The 21114-nt window shown below is 69.1% G+C and carries 18 protein-coding genes and 1 pseudogene; 9 read left to right on the forward strand and 10 right to left on the reverse strand.

Annotated features, from left to right (window positions below; all coding sequences use genetic code 11):
* The first annotated feature begins 48 nt into the window (after positions 1 to 48).
* From OG966_RS28070 to OG966_RS28085, 4 genes are all read left to right on the forward strand, one after another.
* Positions 49 to 1026, forward strand: coding sequence for a tetratricopeptide repeat protein (locus OG966_RS28070; protein WP_326652677.1), 978 nt, complete (start codon positions 49 to 51; stop codon positions 1024 to 1026).
* 654 nt (positions 1027 to 1680) lie between these two features.
* Positions 1681 to 2337, forward strand: a complete 657-nt coding sequence (locus OG966_RS28075) for a DUF6230 family protein (RefSeq protein WP_326652678.1) — start codon at positions 1681 to 1683, stop codon at positions 2335 to 2337.
* Positions 2338 to 2434: 97 nt separating this feature from the next.
* Positions 2435 to 2983: a DUF6114 domain-containing protein gene (locus OG966_RS28080; RefSeq protein WP_326652679.1), complete on the forward strand. Its 549-nt coding sequence runs from the start codon at positions 2435 to 2437 to the stop codon at positions 2981 to 2983.
* The gene (locus OG966_RS28085; protein ID WP_326652681.1) at positions 2973 to 4259 is read left to right on the forward strand and encodes a hypothetical protein; all 1287 of its coding nucleotides are present in this window, start codon (positions 2973 to 2975) and stop codon (positions 4257 to 4259) included. Before OG966_RS28080 ends, OG966_RS28085 begins: the two co-directional genes overlap by 11 nt.
* A gap of 108 nt (positions 4260 to 4367) precedes the next feature.
* Here the strand turns inward: OG966_RS28085 and OG966_RS28090 are convergent.
* The 4 genes and pseudogenes from OG966_RS28090 to pta all read right to left on the reverse strand — a co-directional run.
* Positions 4368 to 4493 (reverse strand): annotated as a pseudogene (locus OG966_RS28090) (SAM-dependent methyltransferase); the annotation flags it as partial.
* 87 nt (positions 4494 to 4580) lie between these two features.
* Entirely contained in the window at positions 4581 to 6011 is a 1431-nt protein-coding gene (gene pyk / locus OG966_RS28095; protein WP_326652683.1) for a pyruvate kinase, read from the reverse strand.
* 88 nt (positions 6012 to 6099) lie between these two features.
* Positions 6100 to 7317: an acetate kinase gene (locus OG966_RS28100; protein ID WP_326652685.1), complete on the reverse strand. Its 1218-nt coding sequence runs from the start codon at positions 7315 to 7317 to the stop codon at positions 6100 to 6102.
* Entirely contained in the window at positions 7314 to 9395 is a 2082-nt protein-coding gene (pta, locus tag OG966_RS28105; RefSeq protein WP_326652687.1) for a phosphate acetyltransferase, read from the reverse strand. The genes OG966_RS28100 and pta overlap by 4 nt, the downstream gene beginning before the upstream one ends.
* Positions 9396 to 9674: 279 nt before the next feature.
* Between pta and OG966_RS28110 the strand changes: the two genes are divergently transcribed.
* The 3 genes from OG966_RS28110 (at position 9675) to OG966_RS28120 (ending at position 11894) form a co-directional block, all read left to right on the forward strand.
* Positions 9675 to 10700: an ATP-dependent 6-phosphofructokinase gene (locus OG966_RS28110; RefSeq protein ID WP_326652689.1), complete on the forward strand. Its 1026-nt coding sequence runs from the start codon at positions 9675 to 9677 to the stop codon at positions 10698 to 10700.
* Positions 10701 to 10998: 298 nt separating this feature from the next.
* Positions 10999 to 11457, forward strand: a complete 459-nt coding sequence (locus OG966_RS28115; protein ID WP_326655405.1) for a hypothetical protein — start codon at positions 10999 to 11001, stop codon at positions 11455 to 11457.
* On the forward strand, positions 11364 to 11894 hold the full coding sequence (locus tag OG966_RS28120) for an RICIN domain-containing protein (protein WP_326652690.1): 531 nt from the start codon (positions 11364 to 11366) through the stop codon (positions 11892 to 11894). Before OG966_RS28115 ends, OG966_RS28120 begins: the two co-directional genes overlap by 94 nt.
* Here the strand turns inward: OG966_RS28120 and OG966_RS28125 are convergent.
* The 4 genes from OG966_RS28125 to OG966_RS28140 form a co-directional block, all read right to left on the reverse strand.
* Positions 11891 to 12568, reverse strand: coding sequence for a helix-turn-helix domain-containing protein (locus tag OG966_RS28125; protein WP_326652691.1), 678 nt, complete (start codon positions 12566 to 12568; stop codon positions 11891 to 11893). The two genes, OG966_RS28120 and OG966_RS28125, sit on opposite strands and share 4 nt — an antisense overlap.
* 115 nt (positions 12569 to 12683) lie before the next feature.
* Positions 12684 to 13508, reverse strand: coding sequence for a carbohydrate ABC transporter permease (locus OG966_RS28130; RefSeq protein WP_326652692.1), 825 nt, complete (start codon positions 13506 to 13508; stop codon positions 12684 to 12686).
* The gene (locus OG966_RS28135; RefSeq protein WP_326652694.1) at positions 13508 to 14374 is read right to left on the reverse strand and encodes a carbohydrate ABC transporter permease; all 867 of its coding nucleotides are present in this window, start codon (positions 14372 to 14374) and stop codon (positions 13508 to 13510) included. Before OG966_RS28135 ends, OG966_RS28130 begins: the two co-directional genes overlap by 1 nt.
* A complete protein-coding gene (locus OG966_RS28140) occupies positions 14371 to 15732 on the reverse strand; it encodes an extracellular solute-binding protein (RefSeq protein WP_326652696.1) in 1362 nt (453 codons plus the stop codon). The genes OG966_RS28135 and OG966_RS28140 overlap by 4 nt, the downstream gene beginning before the upstream one ends.
* Before the next feature lie 260 nt (positions 15733 to 15992).
* Here OG966_RS28140 and OG966_RS28145 point away from each other — a divergent pair, with 260 nt between their 5' ends.
* Complete coding sequence (locus OG966_RS28145; RefSeq protein WP_326652697.1) at positions 15993 to 16568, forward strand: IS607 family transposase; 576 nt, start codon at positions 15993 to 15995, stop codon at positions 16566 to 16568.
* Complete coding sequence (locus OG966_RS28150; RefSeq protein ID WP_326652698.1) at positions 16561 to 18198, forward strand: IS200/IS605 family accessory protein TnpB-related protein; 1638 nt, start codon at positions 16561 to 16563, stop codon at positions 18196 to 18198. Before OG966_RS28145 ends, OG966_RS28150 begins: the two co-directional genes overlap by 8 nt.
* 10 nt (positions 18199 to 18208) lie before the next feature.
* Here the strand turns inward: OG966_RS28150 and OG966_RS28155 are convergent, their stop codons facing one another.
* Positions 18209 to 18910, reverse strand: a complete 702-nt coding sequence (locus OG966_RS28155; RefSeq protein WP_326652699.1) for a response regulator — start codon at positions 18908 to 18910, stop codon at positions 18209 to 18211.
* A 322-nt stretch (positions 18911 to 19232) separates the two neighbouring features.
* Entirely contained in the window at positions 19233 to 20999 is a 1767-nt protein-coding gene (locus OG966_RS28160) for a sensor histidine kinase (RefSeq protein ID WP_326652700.1), read from the reverse strand.
* Between the last annotated feature and the right edge of the window lie 115 nt (positions 21000 to 21114).

Genomic DNA, 21114 nt, shown 5'->3' on the forward strand with positions numbered 1-21114 from the left:
CTTGGCCGTATTTTTCACATGCGCGCGTGGAAGGGGGAGGATGTACTCATGCAGCCTAGGAACATGTCCATGAGCGGCGTCGTCGACCTCGCCGCGGTGAAGGCGGCCGGTGAGGCCAAGGCAAAGGCGGAACAGGCGCGCGCCGAGGCCGCCCGCCAGGGCGGCGGCGGAGCCGTATCCCCTTCCAGCCTGGTGATCGATGTCGATGAGGCGGGCTTCGAGAGCGATGTCCTCCAGCGCTCCGCCGAGGTCCCGGTCGTCATCGACTTCTGGGCCGAGTGGTGCGAGCCGTGCAAGCAGCTCAGCCCGGTGCTGGAGCGGCTGGCGCAGGAGTACAACGGCCGGTTCGTCCTCGCCAAGATCGACGTCGACGCCAACCAGATGCTGATGCAGCAGTTCGGGATCCAGGGCATCCCGGCGGTCTTCGCGGTGGTGGCCGGCCAGGCCCTGCCGCTCTTCCAGGGCGCGGCGCCCGAGGCCCAGATCCGCGGCACCCTCGACCAGTTGATCCAGGTGGCCGAGGAACGCTTCGGGCTGACCGGTGTCGCGGTCGACCAGGACGCCTCCGGTACCCAGACGCCGACGGCTCCCGCCGCGGTGCCCGAAGGGCCGTACGACGCCCTGCTGGAAGCCGCCGTACAGGCGCTGGACGCAGGCGACTTCGGCGGTGCGGTCCAGGCGTACAAGAACGTGCTCTCCGACGATCCGGGTAACACGGAAGCGAAGCTGGGCCTCGCCCAGGCCGAGCTCCTCGCCCGCGTACGGGACATGGACCCGCAGAAGGTCCGCCAGGAAGCGGCCGAGAACCCGGCCGAAGTGAACGCGCAGATTGCCGCGGCCGACATCGATCTGGTCGGCGGTCATGTCGAGGACGCGTTCGGCCGGCTCGTCGAGACGGTGCGCCGCACGGCGGGCGAGGACCGGGACGCGGCGCGCGTGCGGCTGCTCGAGCTTTTCGAGGTCGTCGGCCCGGACGACCCGCGGGTGACCGCGGCGCGTTCGGCGCTGGCGCGGGTGCTGTTCTGAGTCATGTTTGAAAGTCCTGCACTGAACGTTCCGTTCTGCCAGGTCTGAGGGTTTTGCGGCGGCGGCGCCGATGAGGCGCCGCCGCCGTTTTGGCGACAAGGTGACAGAACACGGCAGCGCTTTACCAAAACTTGGTAAACGCAGACGTTGTTACTCCCAGTAAATTACCCGGCTTGTTCTGTCCGCTTATTGGCTGTAATCAGCCCTTCTGGTCGACCCCTTGGCGGCACCCTGTGTGGCCGGTCGATATCAACCGGTCGTTGCGTGGTTATCAGGCCGTTACTAGTGAGTAACGAACCCTCTTGTGTCGCGGCCGGGAATGGACCACGATCGGCCACGCTCGGTCCAATACCGCACCAGCCCGGCCCCCAGCCGTGCCGCGGGATCTTGGGTCCCCACCGAGTGGGCCGGCGGCAGTGGCGCCGGTCGCGGACAGGGGGGTTCCTGCCGAACGGCAGGGCCTGTCCGGCAGGTTGTGCGTGATGCGTCAGGCGCGACCAGTGGTTGTCGCTCGGGGGTGATCGCCGGTGTTTCGGACGCAGCTCGCGCCTGAAAGTACAGGCGCTCTCCTTACCGAGGACGTAGCACTTCTCCCATCCCAGGACGGACGCCAGAGTCCGGACCGGAGATGTACGTCCGAGAAGGAGGAAAGTCATGGAGTCTGTGGCGCGTGGCGGAACCAGATGGAAGCGGTTCGCCCTTGTCATGGTGCCGAGTGTGGCCGCAACGGCCGCTATAGGCATCGGTCTGGCACAGGGCGCGCTCGCCGCGTCGTTCGCTGTGTCCGGCCAGGAGTTCAAGGTCAAGGCCGGTCACCTCGACGGTCACGGCTTCGCCCAGTACGGCGGCGTCGACATGGGATACGCGGACCTGAAGGGTGACGCGAAGACCGCCCACCCGGTCGCGATCTCGACCTTCAAGAACGCCACGATCAACAACATGTGTCAGTCGGTCGTCACCGACGTGCCGTTCGTCGGCAAGATCACCCTGCAGCTGAAGGCCGGCGGGGGGAAGACTCCGGTATCCGCGGAGAACCTTTACCTCGACGTGTCCGAGCTGGACGCGGACGCCACGTTCACGAACATCGACATCGGTGTCGCGGCCAAGGACACCGACCAGGGCCGTGGTGGCAAGGGTCCGGCCGTCAAGGACAAGTCGATCCTTGAGAACGGGTTCGCGCAGCAGGCCGACCGAGCGGTCCTCGACAACGTCGAGCAGAAGGCGTGGGCGACGACTGCCGGCACGTTCAAGCTGAGCGGTCTGAGCATGCGTCTGCTCAAGGGCTCCGGCGCCGGGGTCGAGTGCTACTGACGGTCATCCCGTCCGGGCGGGCGGGGAAAGCTGAAACAGCCTTGCCCGCCCGCCTTTCTCTTTACACAGCAACGCCAGTTCCAGGGAGCTGTTTTCCATGAGCGCCGAGTCTGCAGTGTCACCGGGGCGGGACGAGCACTACATCCGCGCCATTCGGCGGAACTTCCGTACCTGGCGGGGGCAGCGGCCTTTCTGGGCGGGTCTGTTCACCGTGCTCGGCGGAATCCCTATCGCCTACTTGCCGTACGCGAGCTTCAAGCTCGGGCACATGACGCTCGCCATGTCGACGACCGCGGGTGCGGGTTCGCTGATCGTCGGCGTGTTGCTGGTCACCCTGGGACTGACGATGTGGTTCCACGCAATCGTCCGGGTGTTCGCGGGCGTCGCCACGATTCTGCTGGCGCTGATCTCCATTCCGATCGCCAACCTCGGCGGCTTCCTCATCGGTTTCCTGTTCTCGCTCATCGGCGGCGCGCTCGCGCTCTCCTGGGCCCCGGGAAAGCCTGCCGCGGATTCGGCTCCGGCCGAGAAGTCGGCGCCCGAGCCCGGTCCCGCGGAGACACTCGTACCGGGCCAGCAGTGGGACGGTTACGGCACGCACGAGACAACCATCGAAGCCAACGGCGGGAGGAACAGTGCCGGGTGATGTCACACCGCTGACCACGGCTGGAGGCGACGGCACGCAGGCGAGAAGGGGGCCGCGGCACGCGGCCCCGCGCAAGCCCCTGCTGAACAAGCTCCAGATGCCGGCCGGCAAGGCGATAGCCCTGGCAGCGATGCCGACTGCTGTCTTCCTGGGCATGGGGCTCACCCCCAAGCTGGCACTTGCCGAGGACAAGGACATCCCGTTCGCCCCCGGCCCGTGCGTGACCCGCTCGGACGAGCCGGCGGAGTCCGAGTCGCCCAAGCCCTCGGACTCGGCGACGCCGTCCGGGACGCCGTCGGAGAAGCCCGACCCGTCCGCGAGCAGTTCGGAGGGTGACAAGGACGAGCCGAAGCCGGGTACGACCCCGTCGGCCTCCGAGTCGAAGCCTGCGGACGCAACTGCGCCGCTGACGAACCCGACTCCGGCGCCCAGCGAGACGCAGACCAAGAACCCGCTTGACCCGCTGGGTGTGGGCGACGCGCTCAAGGACCTGCTCGACGGCCCCGACAAGGAGCCGACGGCTACCGCGACACCGAGCGCGACACCGAGCGCGTCGGCGAGCAGCAAGCCTGCCGACGAGCCCACGGCGAAGCCGTCCAGCACGCCGTCCTCGAAGCCGTCCACGAACCCCGTCGAGAAGGTGGGCGAGACGGCGGACAAGGCCAAGGACGCGATCAAGGACGCGGCCGACAAGGCCGGGGCGACGACCGAGGAGCTGGACGACGCGGTCAAGGGCCTCGACCCCAAGAAGGACGAGGACATCCCGGACGGCGCCAAGCCGCGCTTCCCGTGTCCGACGTCGGACCCGAAGGCCCTCGCCGCCGCGGACCTGGAGCAGGGCATCCCGCTGCTCCCGGACGACCCGTGGATTCTGCAGAGCTCGATGCTCACCCTCAAGGGCCTTGACTACAAGGGCATCGTCGAGGTCAAGACGGGCAGCGGCAAGGTCAAGAAGGTGCTGAAGTTCACGGCTTCGGGCGTCGACATCAAGGACCTCCACCAGCTGGTGGTCGGCCCGAACGGCACCACCGCGCACGTCGAGGCGGACAAGGGCTCCACGTCGACGATCACCAACGGCACCGTGACGATGTACACGGAGGAGCTGAAGGGCAACCTCTTCGGCCTCATCCCGATCACGTTCAGTCCCGAGACACCTCCGCCGCTGAATGTTCCGTTCGCCTTCTTCACCAACGTGAAGGTGACGCAGGCCGGTCAGTTCGGCGGGACGCTGAAGGTTCCCGGCCTGCACAACTACTTCACCGGTGGCAAGAGCTAAGACCTTCCGGGAGCCGCACAAGGCTGTGGGCCGCACCCCTTTCTGGGGTGCGGCCCACAGTCGTTGCTCCGGCGGTTCTCCGGCACCGTCACCGCCGTCGCGACCCGGTCATGACTCCGTGCGTGACCCCCCGGCCAGGTCCTGGGCGTCGCGGCGGAACAGGGCCGTCCACAGGAACGGCTCACCGAAGTACGGGGACTCCGCCGGTTCGTCGTGCATCCGGCGCAGCTCGACCTACCCCCGACAATGCCCGAGGGCGGTGTCCTGGTCCTCGCAAAGGACCGGGACACCGCCCTCGTCGGCCAGGGGGACTGAGCCGCGTCAGTCCCGCGACTCCCCGCCCAAGTGGTGCACCCGGACCATGTTCGTCGTCCCCGGCACCCCGGGAGGCGAGCCCGCCGTGATGACCACGACGTCGCCCTCGTTGCACCGCTGCAGCTTCAGCAGCTCGGCGTCCACCAGGTCGACCATCGCGTCCGTCGTCTCCACGAACGGTGCGTGGAAGGGCTCCACGCCCCAGCTCAGCGTCAGCTGGTTACGGGTGGACTCGTCCGTCGTGAAGGCGAGGATCGGCTGCTTGGCGCGGTAGCGGGAGAGCCGGCGGGCCGTGTCGCCGGACTGGGTGAACGCGACCAGCGCCTTGCCGTCCAGGAAGTCCGCGATCTCGCAGGCCGCGCGGGCCACCGAACCGCCCTGTGTACGCGGCTTCTTGCCCGGGACCAGCGGCTGGAGGCCCTTGGAGAGCAGTTCCTCCTCCGCGGCGACGACGATCTTCGACATCGTCTTGACCGTCTCGATCGGGTACGCGCCGACCGAGGACTCGGCCGACAGCATGACCGCGTCCGCGCCGTCGAGGATGGCGTTGGCCACATCGGACGCCTCGGCGCGCGTCGGGCGGGAGTTGGTGATCATCGACTCCATCATCTGGGTCGCCACGATCACCGGCTTGGCGTTGCGGCGGCACAGCTCGATGAGGCGCTTCTGCACCATCGGGACCTTCTCGAGCGGGTACTCGACGGCCAGGTCGCCGCGCGCCACCATCACGCTGTCGAACGCCATGATGACGTCCTGCATGTTGGCGACGGCCTGAGGCTTCTCCACCTTGGCGATGACGGGGACCCGGCGGCCCTCCTCGTCCATCACCTTGTGGACGTCCTTGACGTCGCTCGCGTCCCGCACGAAGGAGAGCGCGACCAGGTCGCAGCCCAGCCGGAGGGCGAATCGGAGGTCCTCGATGTCCTTCTCGGAGAGGGCCGGGACGTTGACCGCCGCGCCGGGCAGGTTGATGCCCTTGTGGTCGGAGATCACGCCGCCCTCGACGACGATCGTCTTGACCTGCGTGCCCGTGACCTCGATGACGCGCAGCTCGACGTTGCCGTCGTTGATCAGGATGGGGTCGCCCTTGGAGACATCCCCGGGCAGGCCCTTGTAGGTGGTGCCGCAGATCGACTTGTCGCCGGGGACATCCTCGGTGGTGATGATGAATTCGTCGCCCCGGACCAGTTCGACCGGCCCCTCGGCGAACGTTCCCAGACGGATCTTGGGACCCTGCAGGTCGACGAGGACACCGACCGCGCGGCCGGTGTCCTCGGACGCCCGGCGCACGCGGTGGTACCGCTCCTCGTGCTCGGCGTGGGTCCCATGGCTCATGTTGAGACGGGCCACGTTCATGCCGGCCTCGATGAGCGCTTTGAGCTGCTCGTAGGAGTCGACGGCGGGGCCCAGGGTGCAAACGATTTTGGAACGGCGCATAAGGCGGATCCTATCGGTTTGTTTCTCTGCGGAATATTCCGTCTGGTGGAAAGTACAAATGGGCTGCCCGCCGCTCAGACGTGTGCCCTCAGGCGCCCCCAGGGGCGACCAGAGCGAAGGTCTGCTGGGCGATCTCCAGTTCCTCGTCCGTCGGGACCACGGCCACCGCGACCCGGGCGTGCGCCACCGAGACGATCCGCGCCTTGTCGGAACGTACGGCATTGAGATCGAGATCCAGTGCCAGACCCAGCCCCTCCAGACCCGCGATGGCGGCCTCGCGCACCGGTGCCGCGTTCTCACCGACGCCGGCCGTGAACGCGATCGCGTCCACCCGGCCGAGAATCGCGTAGTAGGCGCCGATGTACTTCTTCAGCCGGTGAATGTAGATGTCGAAGGCGAGCCGTGCGCGCTCGTCGCCCTCGTCGATCCGGCGGCGGATCTCCCGCATGTCGTTGTCGCCGCACAGACCCACCAGTCCGCTCTTCTTGTTGAGCAGTTCGTCGATCTCGTCCGACGACATTCCGGCGACCCGCTCGAGGTGGAAGGTGACCGCGGGGTCGATGTCGCCGGAGCGCGTACCCATCACCAGGCCTTCCAAGGGGGTCAACCCCATCGAGGTGTCCACGCACCGGCCGGCCGCGACCGCCGAGGCGGAGGCTCCGTTGCCGAGGTGCAGGACGATGACGTTCACCTCGGACGGGTCCTTGCCGAGCAGGGCCGCAGTCTTGCGGGAGACATACGCGTGTGAGGTGCCGTGGAAGCCGTAGCGGCGGATCCGGTGGGCGTCGGCCGTCTCGACGTCGATCGCGTACCGGGCCGCCGACTCCGGCATCGTCGAGTGGAAGGCGGTGTCGAAGACGGCGACCTGCGGCAGGTCCGGGCGCAGGGCCTGCGCCGTACGGATCCCGGTGATGTTCGCCGGATTGTGCAGCGGGGCCACCGGAATCAGGCGCTCCACCTCGGCCAGCACCTCGTCGGTGATCAAGGTCGGTTCGGTGAACCTCAGACCGCCGTGCACCACCCGGTGGCCGATAGCCCCCAGTTCGGGAGAGTTCAGTCCGAGCCCGTCCTGCGCCAGTTCCTCGGCGACCGCCTTCAACGCCGCGCCGTGGTCGGCGATCGGGCCGGTGCGCTCGCGCTTGCCGGCACTGCCGCCGGCCAGTGGCGTGTGCACCAGACGGGACGTCACCTCGCCGATCCGCTCGACCAGGCCGACAGCCAGCCGCCCGGTGTCGCGCATGTCGAGGAGCTGGTACTTCACCGACGAGGAGCCGGAGTTGAGGACGAGAACGCGGGTGGCGGTCATGCGGGGAGCTCCTCGGCCTGGGACTGGATCGCGGTGATCGCGACCGTGTTCACGATGTCGCTGACCAGCGCACCGCGCGACAGGTCGTTCACCGGTTTGCGCAGACCCTGCAGCACCGGCCCGACCGCCACGGCGCCCGCCGAGCGCTGCACGGCCTTGTAGGTGTTGTTGCCGGTGTTGAGGTCCGGGAAGATCAGCACCGTTGCCCGGCCCGCCACCTCGGAGTCCGGCAGCTTCGTCGCCGCGACGGACGGCGCGACCGCCGCGTCGTACTGGATCGGGCCCTCGACCCGCAGGTCGGGACGCGACTCCCGCACCAGCTTGGTCGCCTCGCGCACCTTGTCGACATCCGCGCCGGAGCCCGAAGTGCCGGTGGAGTACGAGAGCATCGCGATCCGCGGCTCCACTCCGAACCGGGCCGCGGTCGCCGCCGCCTGGACCGCGATGTCCGCGAGCTGCTCGGCGTCCGGGTCCGGATTGACCGCGCAGTCGCCGTACACCAGCACCTTGTCGGCCAGGCACATGAAGAAGACCGAGGAGACGATCGACGCGTCGGGCTTCGTCTTGATGATCTCGAAGGCCGGGCGGATCGTCGCGGCCGTCGAGTGCACCGAACCCGAAACCATGCCGTCGGCCAGGCCCTCCTGGACCATCAACGTGCCGAAGTAGTTCACATCCGCCACCACGTCGTACGCCAGCTCCACCGTCACGCCCTTGTGGGCGCGCAGCTGCGCATACCGCTCGGCGAAGGCCTGGCGCAGCTCGGAGGTCTGCGGGTCGGTCAGCTGGGCGGACGCGAGGTCGATGCCGAGGTCCGCGGCCTTCCTGCGGATGACCTCGGTGTCGCCGAGGAGGGTCAGATCGCAGACGTCACGGCGCAGCAGTACGTCGGCGGCGCGCAGCACCCGCTCCTCCGTGCCCTCGGGCAGCACGACACGGCGCCGGTGGGCGCGGGCCTGCTCAAGGAGATCGTGCTCGAACATCATCGGCGTGACCCGGCCGCTGCGGGCCACCGAGATCCGGGCCAGCAGGTCGGCGGTGTCGACATGGCGCTCGAAAAGGCCGAGTGCGGTCTCCGTCTTGCGTGGCGTGGAAGCGTTCAACTTGCCTTCCAGCGCGAAGAGTTCGGCCGCGGTGGGGAAACTGGTCCCGGAGACCGAGATCACCGGGGTGCCGGGCGCGAGCCGGGAGGCCAGCGTGAGGACCTCCTTGCTCGGCCGCTCGTCCAGCGTCAGCAGAACTCCCGCGATGGGCGGGGTGCCCGCGGAGTGCGCGGCGAGCGCGCCCACCACGAGGTCCGCGCGGTCGCCGGGGGTGACCACCATGCAGCCGGGGGTCAGGGCGTTCAGCACGTTCGGCAGCATCGCACCGCCGAAGACGAAGTCCAGCGCGTCCCTGGCCAGTCCCGCCTCGTCGCCGAGCAGCACCGTCCCCGCCAGCGCGTGGGTGATCTGGGCGACCGTGGGGGCCGCGAGCGACGCATCGTCGGGGATTACGTAGCAGGGCACCGGGAGGCGGGCCGCAAGCCGCTCGGCTATGATCTCGCGCTCCTCGGGGGCGACCCGGTTGACGGCCATGGCGAGAATGTCGCAGCCCAGCACCTGGTAGGCGCGATGGGCGTTACGGGTCTCCGCCCGCACCGATTCGGCGGTCTGGCCCTTGCCGCCCACCACCGGGATCACCGAGGAACCGAACTCATTGGCCAGGCGGGCGTTGAGCGCCAGCTCGTCGGGGAGCTGGGAGCCGGAGAAGTCCGTGCCGAGGACGAGTACGACCTCGTACTCCCGCGCCACCTGGAGGAAGCGCTCGACGAGCCGGGAAACCAGCTCGTCGGTACCCTTCTCGGCCTGCAGCGCCGCGGCCTCGTGGTAATCCATGCCGTACACCGTCGCCGGCTCCTGAGACAGCCGGTAGCGCGTTCGCAGCAGGTCGAAGAGCCGGTCGGGCCCGTCGTGCACCAGCGGCCGGAAGACCCCCACCCGGTCCACCTGGCGGGTCAGGAGCTCCATGACTCCCAGCTCGACGACCTGGCGGCCGTCCCCGCGGTCGATCCCGGTCACGTACACGCTGCGTGTCACGCGTGCTCTCCCGTCCATGCTGTGGCGTACACATCCAGTGATTCCAGCTGAATGCGCGCCCCCGGGCGTGCAAAAGAACCGCTCGGGGGCGGCATTGCCCTCTTGACAATACCTCTGCGGGTAGGTAGGGCGCCCGCCGGGCGAGGGGCCGGCCCAAGGCCCGCGAGCACGGGCCGCGTGTCATCCGGCGGAGTAGGCGAGAGCGCGAGTTTCCGCAAGTCCGTGGAACAATTGAACCTGGGCTCACCTGTACCGCTGACGAGCAGGAGACACAGCACGATGCGCATCGGAGTTCTCACCGCAGGCGGCGACTGTCCCGGCCTGAACGCAGTGATCCGGTCGGTCGTGCACCGGGCCCTGACCGGGCACGGCGATGAAGTCATCGGTTTCGAGGACGGGTTCAGGGGCCTCCTCGACGGCCACTACCGCCCCCTCGACCTCAATGCGGTCAGTGGCATTCTCGTCCGCGGCGGTACGATCCTGGGCTCCACGCGCCTGGAGCGCGGCCGGCTGAGTGAAGCCGCCGAGAACGTACCGGAGTTGGCGCGGAAGTACGGCATCGACGCGCTCATCCCGATCGGCGGCGAAGGCACGCTCACCGCGTCCCGCATGCTGTCGGACGCCGGGATGCCCGTCGTCGGCGTACCGAAGACCATCGACAACGACATCTCCTCCACCGACCGCACTTTCGGCTTCGACACCGCCGTCATGGTCGCGACCGAGGCGATCGACCGGCTGAAGACCACTGCCGAGTCCCACCAGCGCGTCATGGTCGTCGAGGTCATGGGCCGGCACGCCGGCTGGATCGCGCTGGAGGCCGGCATGGCGGGCGGCGCGCACGGAATCTGTCTGCCGGAGCGGCCCTTCCAGGTCGAGGACCTGATGAAGATGATCGAGGAGCGCTTCTCGCGCGGCAAGAAGTTCGCGGTCATCGCCGTCGCCGAGGGCGCGCATCCGGCCCAGGGCTCGATGGAGTACGAGAGGGGCGAGATCGACCCGTTCGGTCATGAGCGCTTCAAAGGCATCGGCAACCGCCTCGCCTCGGAGCTGGAGCGCCGGCTCGGCAAGGAGGCCAGGCCGGTCATCCTCGGGCATGTGCAGCGCGGCGGTACGCCCACCGCGTACGACCGGGTGCTCGCGACACGCTTCGGCTGGCACGCCGTGGAGGCGGTGCACCGAGGTGAGTTCGGCATGATGACGGCGCTGCGCGGCACGGACATCACCATGGTGCCGCTGGCGCAGGCGGTCACGCAGCTGAAGACCGTGCCGGAGAAGCGGATGCGCGAGGCGGAGTCGGTCTTCTGACCCTCCCTCCGGGACGCCAGGTCCCGGCTTCTGTCCTGGCTTCGGCTGCTGAACGGCCTTGATCGCACCCCCCGTGTGCGATCAAGGCCGTTCGTGCGTCCGCCGCCGGTTTCTGCCGCGGATGGCGCAGATCACTCTTGAGTTGAATGGCGCGAATGGCAAGGCTGTTCCCTGTCCGGGACATGTCCCAGCCCTGTCCCGGCACGTGGAGTGGAAGACGGAGGGACGGATGGACTCAGCCGGGCACGGTGCTCCTGATCCCGAACAGGCGCACAGCTCCGCCGAGTTCGTGGCCCGGATGCAGGAGCTCAAGGACTGGTCGGGCTTGACCTATCGGGAGTTGACGGCCCGGGCGGAGGCGGCCGGCGACGTACTGCCGCGCTCCACCGTGGCCAATATGCTCAGCCGCAGCACGGTGCCGCGCGAGGAGCTGGTGGCGGCGTTCGTACGTGCCTGCGGCTGCGGCCCCGGAGCGACCGAGAGCTGGCTGCGGGTCCGCAAGGAGCTCACCCGGCGCGAGCGGCAGGCCGTCGAGGTTCCCGGCTTCGGCACCGGCGGACAGCCGGCCCCGGGCCGGAGGAGGCGACACCGCCCGAGCCGCCGCGCCGGTCCTGGCGCTCCCGTGCGAGGTGGCCGGCGGTTGTCGCGCTGGGTGCGGCCGCGGTGGCGGTCACCATCGCGTTCCTGCTGCCGGAGGACGACAAGCCAACGGCGGAGCGTCACACGGCGGTGGTCGCACCGGCGCGAGGACCCGTAGAGATCAGGGCCGTCCACTCCGGGCTCTGTCTGGCCGAGCGTGCCGGGCAGCGGAGCGGGCAGCTCTACCAGGTGCCGTGTGCGCCGGACACCGTCCCGCGCTTCGCCCTGAAGCCGGTCGCCGCCTGGCGGATAGAGACGGATCACCGCGACTTCGGTCTGGGCTGCACCGGTGTGGCGGAGAAGTCGACGAAGGTGGGCGCCGCGCTCGTGGACCAGGAGTGCGGCAAACGCGGACCGGCCGAGGCCTTCCGGCTGGAGGCGGTCGGCAAGCCGGTGCGCGGCTACCGGCTGAGGCCGCTGCACAGCGATCTCTGCGCCGGGGTGCAGGACGCCTCGAAGGAGCGCGGGGCGCGAATTGTGCAGCAGGTCTGCACGAAGGACGCGCGGGGGCAGCTGTTCTCGTTCGACCCCGATGCCCCGGCCAACACGCTCTAGGCGTGCGTCAGTTCCCAGAAGTGGTCGAGGATCCGCTCCAGGAACTCCCGGCCCGGCTCCGCGGAGTCCTGCGAGGCGGAGCCCCAGCTGAGCGTCGCGACCATACGGGACTGGTAGTCGGCGTGCAGCTCTTCCAGTACGCCCTCGAGATGGCCGCGGTCCATCGCCAGCATCTTCACCACCGGGCGTACGTACGCCTGCCAGCGCGCCTTCACCGCGTCCCGCAGCAGCTCCGCCAGCTCCTCGTCCCGGCCGGTCGCCGTCAGCAACTCGCGTGGCGTCAGATCCAGCACCTCGGCGAGGACCGCGGTCTGCCGCTCATTGCCGCGCCAGCGCCCCGACTCCTCCATCCGCAGATACGCGGATGCGTCCATGCCCAGCCTCCGCGCCAGATCGTCGAGGGCGAGGCCGCGCTCCATCCGGTGGTCGCGCAGGGTCGTCGCGGCGGCGAGCAGCTCACTCTGCGCGCACCACAACACACCGGCGAGCGCGGTTACTTCGCGTGAACCGGGAGCGGCGGCACCGCGCTCCCAGGCGACCACCGTGTCCGGTGTGATCCGGAGCCCGTACTGGGCGCGGAGACCGTACGCGACATGGCCTGGTGCCATACCCAGGGCCTCGCGCAGTCGGCGCGCGGCGGGGGCGTTGAAGAGTGGAGCGGGGGTGGGGTGCACGCGCACACGCTAGGCGGCGGGTGGGGGCGGCGACTACGGTGCGTTCGCCCAACGCCACCTGTCGTAGGAACGTCCGAGCTGATCGTACCGTTTGGTAACGTCCCGGGGTGATTCGTCAGCCCTTGACGGCGCCGCCCAGGGCGAAGCCGCCGCCCAGCCTCCGCGCGATCAGCACGTACAGCACCAGCACCGGCGCCGAGTACAGAATCGAGAACGCCGCGAGCTGCCCGTAGATCACCGAGCCGTAGTTGCCGAAGAAGGTGAAGATCGAAACCGACGCGGGCATCTGCTCCGGGGAAAGGATCAGCATGAAAGGTACGAAGAAGTTCCCCCAGAGCTGGATGAAGGTGTAGATCGTCACCACCGTCAGCCCCGGGCCCATCAGCGGCAGTACGACCCTGGTGAGCGTCTGCAGATTCGACGCGCCGTCCGTTCGGGCCGCCTCCTCCAGCACCACCGGCACGCCGTCCATGAAGTTCTTCATCAGCCATATGGAGAACGGCAGTTGGGAAGTGGCGAGGAAGAGCCCCGTCCCGTACATCGTGTCGATCAGATTGACCTGAACGAACAGTCCGTACACCGGGACCATGACCGCGGTGATCGGCAGACACGTCGTGAACAGAATCGTCAGCAGATACGGTCGGTTGAAGCGCGAAGGGTGCCGGGAGAGCGGATACGCGGCGAGCGCCGCGCACACCACCGTCAGCAGGGTCGCGCCGCCGCACAGCAGCAGGCTGTTGAGCATCGGCGTGAAGGTGATCTCGTCGGTGAGCACCGCGTCGAAATTCTCCGCGGTGAACGACGACGGCGCCCGTACCCGCAGGTCGGCCTCCGCGTTCACCGACGCCAGCAGCAGCCACAGCAGCGGCAGCGCGAAGGCCGCGGCGGCGAGCAGCAGGGCGGCATCGGCGGTGAGCCGGTCGCGGGTGTTCCGGCGCATCACACCTCCACCTTCATCAGGCGCAGATAGACGATCGAGAACAGCGAGCCCACCAGCAGGAGCAGCAGCGCCACTGCCGTGCCATAGCCGATCAGGCTCTTGAGGAACGCCTGGTCGTACATGAACACCGGCAGCGTCTGGCTGCGGTTGCCCGGACCGCCGCGCGTCATCGCCCAGATCAGGCCGAATACCGAGAGCGTGGAGAGCGTATTCAGCATCAGATTCGTGCCGATGGAGCGTCGGATCATCGGCAGCGTGATGTGCCAGACCCGGCTCGGTCCGCTCGCCCCGTCGACCTCGGCCGCCTCCGTGATGTCGCGAGGGATCTCGGCGAGCGCGGCGGAGTAGATCAGCATGGAGAAGGCCGTGCCGCGCCAGACATTGGCGAAGGACACCGCCAGGATCGGCAGTGTGAAGAGCCAGTTCTGGGACGGCAGATGCAGCCAGTCCAGCAGGGCGTTCAGCGTCCCCTCCCGGCGGAAGAAGGTGTACAGCAGAAACGCCGCGACGATCTCCGGCAGCACCCAGGCGGTGATCACCAGGGTCCCGGTGATCGTGCGAACGGGACGGGAAGCGGCCCGCATAAGTCCCGCCAGCGCCAGGCCCAGCGTGTTCTGGCCGAGGACCGCCGAGACGACGGTGAAGACGAGCGTGAGCCAGACGGCGTTACGGAAATCGTCGTCCGCGAAGGCACGACGGAAGTTGTCCAGGCCGACGAAGTCGGACCCCGACGCGCCGGTCAGCCGGGTGTCGGTGAAGGCGATCCAGACGCAGTAGCCGATGGGGCCGGCCAGGAACAGCAGCAGCAGGACGGTGGCGGGGGCGATCGGCACCCACCGCCACAACCCCTTTGACCGGCTGCTCACTTGGTGACGACCGCGCCGTCGACGATGGTCTTCAGCTGGTCGTTGTACGCCTTCGCCGCCTCCGCCGCCGAGGCATCACCCGTCGTCACCTTCTCCATCGCCTCCCCGATCGCGGTCGACACCTGCGGATAGACGGGCAGCGCGGGCCGGTAGTGGGTGTACTGGACGAGCCCGGTGAAGAAGTCGATGCCCGGCATGGACTTCAGGTACTCCGCTTCCGCGGCCACGTCCTTGCGTACGGCGATCTGCGCGGCGACCACGCACCACTGCGTCGCGTTCTCCTTGGTCTGCAGTGTCTTGATGAAGTCGAAGGCGAGATCGGGATTCCGGGACTTCTGCGGGATCGACCAAGCCCAGCCGCCGGACATGGACACCTTCCCCGGCGCCTGGCCGTTCTGCGTGGGCATCGGGGTCTGGGCCAGCTCCCTGCTCCAGTCCGGCCACTCCTTGGGACCTTTGTTCACCCAGTTCTGGCCCATCCAGGAGCCGTCCAGGGAGATCGCGAGCCTGCCCTCGGGGAACCACTCGGTGGCGACCCGCGTGCCGACATTGGGGTCGAGCGCGTCGGAGACGTCCGGGCCGAGCTTCTCCGAATACACCGTGCGTACGAAGTCGAGCGAGTCCTGGAACCCTTTGCCCGCGGCCACCCACTTCTTGGCGGAGGGATCGTAGAGCGGGTCCTCGCCGGTGCCGTACAGCAGCATCTCGAAGCCCTGCATCACGGCCGCCTCGCCGGGGCCCTTGCCGGTGTAGACATTGAGCGGGATGGCGCCAGGGACCTTCTTCCTGACGGTGCGCGCCGCGTCCAGGATCTCCGCCCAGTTCTTGGGCTGCCAGTCGGCCGGCAGACCGGCCTTGGCGAAGATCGCCTTGTTGAACCACAGTCCGCGGGTGTCGGTGCCGTCCGGGATGCCGTACGTCCTGCCGTCCTCCGCCCTGGCCGCCGCTTTCGCCGTACCGACGAACTGGCCCCACTGGTCCCACTTGGGCAGATAGGTGTCCAGCGGCTTCAAGTACCCGGCCTTGATGTCGGAGTTGATGCGGAAGGTGTCCTCGTAGACCAGATCGGGAGCGGTCTTCGGGGAGCGCATCATCTGCTGCGCCTTGGTCGCGTAGTCGTTGTCCGGGGCCTGGATCGGGATGAGCTTGATCTTCTTGCCCGGGTGGTCCTTCTCGAACTGCTTCTTCGCGGCCTCGAGATGGGCGTCCTTGAAGCGGATCTTGTTGTCGGTGGACCGGTTGTAGGCGACCTTGACGGTGTCCGGGTCGCCGCCGGAGCCGCCGCCGCAGGCGGTGAGTGTTCCTGCGGCGAGTGCGGTGGCGGCGGTGATGAGGATCAGCGGGGCGGTGGGGCGCACGGGCACGACCTCCTCTGAGCCGGGGCTCCGGGCCGGGGCCCGGGACACGGGGGCTGCCGCGACCGTAGGACCGGCCCGTTCGCAAGGTCAATCCCCGTGCAGGGCAGGGTCGTTGAGTGGCTCAATCAGTTGGGTCGCCGTGCTCGGCAGGCGGTCCGGCGGGTTCGACGGGTTGTTGGGCGGGGTTGTGGGCTGCTGGTTCGTTAGCTCACTCTTGTGAGTGATAGTGCACTTTGGTGAGTGTTGTTACGGTCGGGTGCATGAACCTCAAGGAGTGGGCGCAGGCGCAGGGTGTGCATCCGCAGACCGCGTATCGCTGGTTCCGCGAGGGTATTTTGCCTGTTCCGGCTGAGCGGGTCGGGCTGCGCACGATTCTGGTGAATGTCGAGGCCAATACCGCGCCGGACGTAGTCGGTGGTGTCGGCCTGTACGCCCGCGTCTCCTCGCACGGCCAGAAGGCGGACCTGGAGCGCCAGGTCGCGCGGCTGTCGCAGTGGGCGGCCAAGGCCGGTCATCGGGTGGTGCGGGTGGAATCCGAGGTCGGTTCCGGCATGAACGGTGGTCGCACGAAGGCCCGTAGGCTGCTGGCCGATCCGGATGTGACGACTGTGGTGGTGGAGCACAAGGACCGGCTCGGCAGGATGAATACCGAACTGGTCGAGGCCGCACTGTGCGCCCATGGCCGTCGGCTCGTCGTGCTGGATGACGGGGAAGTAGAAGACGATCTTGTGCGCGACATGGTCGAGGTGCTGACCTCCTTCTGTGCCCGCCTGTACGGGCGGGGGTCGGCGAAGCACCGGGCGCAGAAGGCCATTGAGGCGGCTGAGCGTGGCTGAGCCGAAGAAGCTGCGCACGATCGCTCCGTCGTTTGTGGCCCCGGGGCCGTCCGGTGTAGCGGTACGCGACCGCCTGCGGAGCCTGACCCTCCAGGACGAGAACGTCCTGCGGCTGGTTGGCGAGCATATGGGCACGCTCGCGTCCCGCGACCTCAAGGCCCGATGCGCAGACGGCCTTGAACACGACAGTGAGACGTGGGCGGCCCGCAAACGGGGCCTGACGGCGGTGTCCTCGTCACGGTGGGCCGGATCGGTCACCAAGAGCACGCATGATCAGTGGGCGCTCGCCCGCCGCTGCCTCGCCGCTTGCATCCACAGCCTGGAAGCCGGAATCAAGACGCTGCAACACCGACTGTCCCTGCCCGTGGGGGAGCGCGGATCCAAGCAGGCTCCGGGTGGCTACCGGTCCAAAGGCGAGTGGTTTCACAAGTCCCGGCGCCTGGCCGCTCTTCAGGCCCGGCATGCTGCCGCGCTCGCGGACTGGCAGGCCGGGCGTGTACGCGTAGTACGGGGCGGTAAGCGCCTGGTCAACACCCGCCACAACCTGGAGAAAGCCAATCTCACCGCCGGGGAGTGGCGGGACCGCTGGGGAGCCGAGCGCATGTTCTTGTCGGCGGACGGGGAGTCGGGGAAGCGGTTCGGGAACGAAACGATCCGCATCACCCCGGACGGCGAGATCGCCATCAAACTGCCCGTGCCGCTTGCCCACCTGGCCAACGCCGAACATGGCAGGTACATCCTCGCCTGCACCGTCACGTTCAAGCACCGGGGGCAGGAGTGGGCCGACCGCATCGGAGCGAACCGTGCCGTTGCGTACCGCATCCATCACGACGTCGGCCGCGACCGCTGGTATGTGACCGCCTCGTGGCAGCGCCCACTCCTCCAGACGGTCCCGCTCGACGCCGCGCTGTCCTCCGGTTGCCTCGGTGTCGACACCAATGACGATCACCTCGCCGCCTGGCAGCTCGACACCCACGGCAACCCGGTAGGTGAACCCCACCGCTTCTTCTACGACCTGTCGAGGACGGCCGATCACCGCGACGCGCAGATCCGCCACGCCCTGACCCGCCTGCTCCACTGGGCCAAGCGGGTCGGCGTCCAGGCCATCGCGATCGAGGACCTGCACATCACACGCGCCAAGACCCGGGAGAGGTACGGCCGGAACAAGCGGTTTCGGCGGCTGCTCTCCCGCTTCCCCACCGCGAAACTCAAAGCCCGGCTCATCTCCATGGCCACCGATCAGGGCCTCGCGATCGTCGCGGTCGACCCGGCCTATACCTCCCGCTGGAGCGGCCAGCACTGGCAGAAACCGCTGACCACCCCAAACCGTAAGACGACCCGTCACGATGCCGCCGGCATCGCGATCGGGCGACGCGCCCTCGGACATCCGATCAGGCGACGGACGACACCGCCCCCGCAACACCAGAGCGATGCCGCGGGGCATCGGACCGTCCAGGCCCGACCGCAGGCCCGAGGGCGGGACGGAAACCGCCCACCCGCCACGGACCACACCCCTGGAGGTGCGTCGCCGAACGGGACGAGAAAGCGGAGACCCAGTGCATCCAAAACCGCTCGGGATGCGCCCAGTTCACAGCAGTGGGTCCAAGACTCACTTATGCACACTGGCTAGGAACGGTTGTTCAGCGGGTGGAGGGCCTCCACCGGTACTGGAGCTCCGGACGCCCGATCTGCCCGTACTGCGGACTGCGCACCGCTCGCCCCTCGGCGACCAGGTGCTCGAGGTAGCGGCGCGCGGTGATCCGCGAGATCCCGACGGCGGTGCCGGCCTCGGCGGCGGTGAGCCCGGTCGTGGACTTGCGCAGGGTACGGGTGACGGCCTCCAGCGTCGGGGCGCTCAGCCCCTTCGGCAGACCGGCGCTCTCGGCACCCCGTGGCGCCCGGAGGGTGGCGAGCGTCCGGTCCACCTCGTCCTGGCCGCTGGCCTCGCCGGCCGTGGCGCGGAACTCGGCGTACCGGGTCAGCCTGTCGCGGAGGGTGGCGAAGGTGAAGGGCTTCAGGACGTACTGGACGACTCCGAGGGACACGCCTTCGCGGACCATCGTGAGGTCGCGGGCGGAGGTGACGGCGATGACGTCGGCGGAGTGCCCGGCGGCGCGCAGGGAACGGACGAGCTGGAGCCCGTGCCCGTCGGGGAGGTAGAGGTCGAGCAGGAGGAGACCGACGTCGGTCCGCTCGAGGACGCGTACGGCCTCGGCCCGCGAGTGGGCGACGCCGGCGACGGTGAACCCGGCGACGCGGCCGACGTAGAGGGCATGCGCGTCGGCGGCGACGGGGTCGTCCTCGACGACGAGAACTCTGATGGGGTCGCTGGTGCTGCTCATGGGGACACCTCGGAGGGGCGCGATTGGCGCGGTGGGCGCGCGGGGGCGTGGGGGCGCCGGGTGCCCGGCGGGGCGGGGTGCGGACCGCGGACGGCCCGTCTCGCAGTATGCAGCCCGCGCACGCCCGGCGCGGGGTGCGGGCGGGTGTGGGGCCTCGGGGCGCGGGAGCCGTGGTGGGCGGGGCCCGTGAGATGTGGCCCGTGCGCGACGCGTCTCGCCGGGTGCGGGCGGGTGTGGGGCGCGCCGGTGCCCGGTCCGGCCTTGCGCGCGGCCGGTGCGCCTCGGCCGGTGGGCGGCCCAGGAGCCGGGCAGGAGGGTGCGCTCATGCCTGCACCTCCGCCGTGTGCAGCGGCAGTCGTACGGTGAACTCCGCGCCGCCGTCCGGGCCCTCCGCCAGGAGCACCGTGCCCCGGCTGCGGTGCGCCGCCTGCTGGACCAGGGCGAGCCCAAGCCCGCGCCCCGCGCCGTGCGTGGACCAGCCGCGCCGGAAGACCTCCTCGGCGTCGGCGGGGTCGACGCCCGCTCCGGTGTCGGCGACCCGCAGCATCAGCTCGCCGCGGTCGGCACGCGCGGTGACGGTGACCCGGGCACGCAGCGCCTGTACGGCCCGGCCGTCGGCGGCGGTGGCCCCGCTGACGGTGTCGCGGCCCCGGTCGTCCGCCGCGGTGACGACGACGTGGTCCTGGCTGTCCACCCCGGCGTGCGCGTCGGCGCCCGGCGCGATCGCATCCATCCCGGCGTGCGCTCCCGCTCCCCGCCCGCCCGCCGCCGCCTCCGACGCCGCGTCGACCGCGTTGTCGATCAGGTTCCCCAGGATCGTCACCAGATCGCGCGACGGCAGCGACGGCGGCAGAACGCCGTCGTCGATGCAGCTGTCCTCCGCGAGGATCAGCTCCACGCCGCGCTCGTTCGCCTGCGCCGCCTTGCCCAGCAGCAGCGCGGCCAGCACCGGCTCGCCCACCGCGCCGACGACCCGGTCGGTCAGCACCTGAGCCAGCTCCAGCTCCGCGGTCGCGAAGTCGACCGCCTCGTCCGCCCGCCCGAGCTCGATCAGCGAGACGACCGTGTGCAGGCGATTGGCCGCTTCGTGCGCCTGGGATCGCAAAGCCTGGGTGAAGCCGCGTTCCGAGTCCAACTCGCCCGACAGCGCCTGCAGTTCGGTGTGGTCCCGCAAGGTCACCACCGTGCCGCGCTGCTCGCCGCCGACGACCGGGCTGGTGTTCACGACGATGACCCGGTCGGCCGTCAGATGGACCTCGTCGACGCGCGGCTCGGACGCCAGCAGCGCGCCCGTGAGCCTGGCCGGCAGACCGAGCTCGGCCACCGGCCGGCCGACGGCGTGGTCGTCAAGACCCAGCAGCTCCCGGCCCGCGTCGTTGACCAGGGCGATCCGCCGCCGGCCGTCGAGCATCAACAGCCCCTCGCGCACGGCATGCAGCGCGGCCTCGTGGTAGTCGTGCAGCCGGCTCAGCTCGGCCGCGTTCATACCGTGCGTATGGCGGCGCAGCCGCGCGTTGATCACGTATGTGCCGAGGCCGCCCAGCGCGAGCGCCGCGCCCGCGACGCCGAGCAGCGCGGCGACCTGCTTGCTCACCTGCTCGCTGATCTTCTGGATGGTGATGCCCGCGCTGACGAGCCCGGTGATCTTCCCGTTGTCATGGATCGGCACCACGGTCCGCACCGAGGGTCCGAGCACGCCCAGGTGTTTCTCGCTGTATGTCCTGCCCTTCAGCGCCTCGTCGATGTGCCCCAGGTATGTCTTGCCGATCTCGCCCGGCTCCGGATGCGTCCACCGCGTGCCGTCCGGGGCCATGATCACGACGAAGGTGACGCCCGCGTCCCGGCGCAGCCGCTCCGTGTACGGCTGAAGCAGCTCGGTGGGCTGCGCGGAACGCGCCGCCGCGATCACCGAGGGGGACCGCGCCACGGCGGTGGCGGTGGCGGTGGACTGCAGTCGCGCCGTCTCCTCGGCCTGGGAGCGGTCGGTGAGATACGCGAAGAGGGCACAGCCCGCCACGATCGCGGCGACCAGCACGACCTGCATCGCGAAAAGCTGGCCGGCGAGGCTCCGGGGCCGAGGTATGCGCATGCAATCAGTCTGCCTGGCCGATTTTGTGTGAACGAAACGAACGTAAGGGTGACCGCCGTCACAGGCTGGTGGATAGTCACGGCATCCATAGGGACATGGACGAATCGGAACGAGG

This window comes from Streptomyces sp. NBC_01750, assembly GCF_035918095.1.
Classification (GTDB): domain Bacteria; phylum Actinomycetota; class Actinomycetes; order Streptomycetales; family Streptomycetaceae; genus Streptomyces.

Bases quoted from the DNA above. Each gene is read 5' to 3' on its own strand.
- OG966_RS28145 (WP_326652697.1), top strand. From the start codon at position 15,993: ATGAACCTCAAGGAGTGGGCGCAGGCGCAGGGTGTGCATCCGCAGACC.
- pyk (WP_326652683.1), bottom strand. From the start codon at position 6,011: ATGCGCCGTTCCAAAATCGTTTGCACCCTGGGCCCCGCCGTCGACTCC.
- OG966_RS28155 (WP_326652699.1), bottom strand. From the start codon at position 18,910: ATGAGCAGCACCAGCGACCCCATCAGAGTTCTCGTCGTCGAGGACGAC.
- OG966_RS28080 (WP_326652679.1), top strand. From the start codon at position 2,435: ATGAGCGCCGAGTCTGCAGTGTCACCGGGGCGGGACGAGCACTACATC.
- OG966_RS28130 (WP_326652692.1), bottom strand. From the start codon at position 13,508: ATGCGCCGGAACACCCGCGACCGGCTCACCGCCGATGCCGCCCTGCTG.
- OG966_RS28100 (WP_326652685.1), bottom strand. From the start codon at position 7,317: ATGACCGCCACCCGCGTTCTCGTCCTCAACTCCGGCTCCTCGTCGGTG.
- OG966_RS28070 (WP_326652677.1), top strand. From the start codon at position 49: ATGCAGCCTAGGAACATGTCCATGAGCGGCGTCGTCGACCTCGCCGCG.
- OG966_RS28110 (WP_326652689.1), top strand. From the start codon at position 9,675: ATGCGCATCGGAGTTCTCACCGCAGGCGGCGACTGTCCCGGCCTGAAC.
- OG966_RS28075 (WP_326652678.1), top strand. From the start codon at position 1,681: ATGGAGTCTGTGGCGCGTGGCGGAACCAGATGGAAGCGGTTCGCCCTT.
- OG966_RS28115 (WP_326655405.1), top strand. From the start codon at position 10,999: ATGCAGGAGCTCAAGGACTGGTCGGGCTTGACCTATCGGGAGTTGACG.
- OG966_RS28160 (WP_326652700.1), bottom strand. From the start codon at position 20,999: ATGCGCATACCTCGGCCCCGGAGCCTCGCCGGCCAGCTTTTCGCGATG.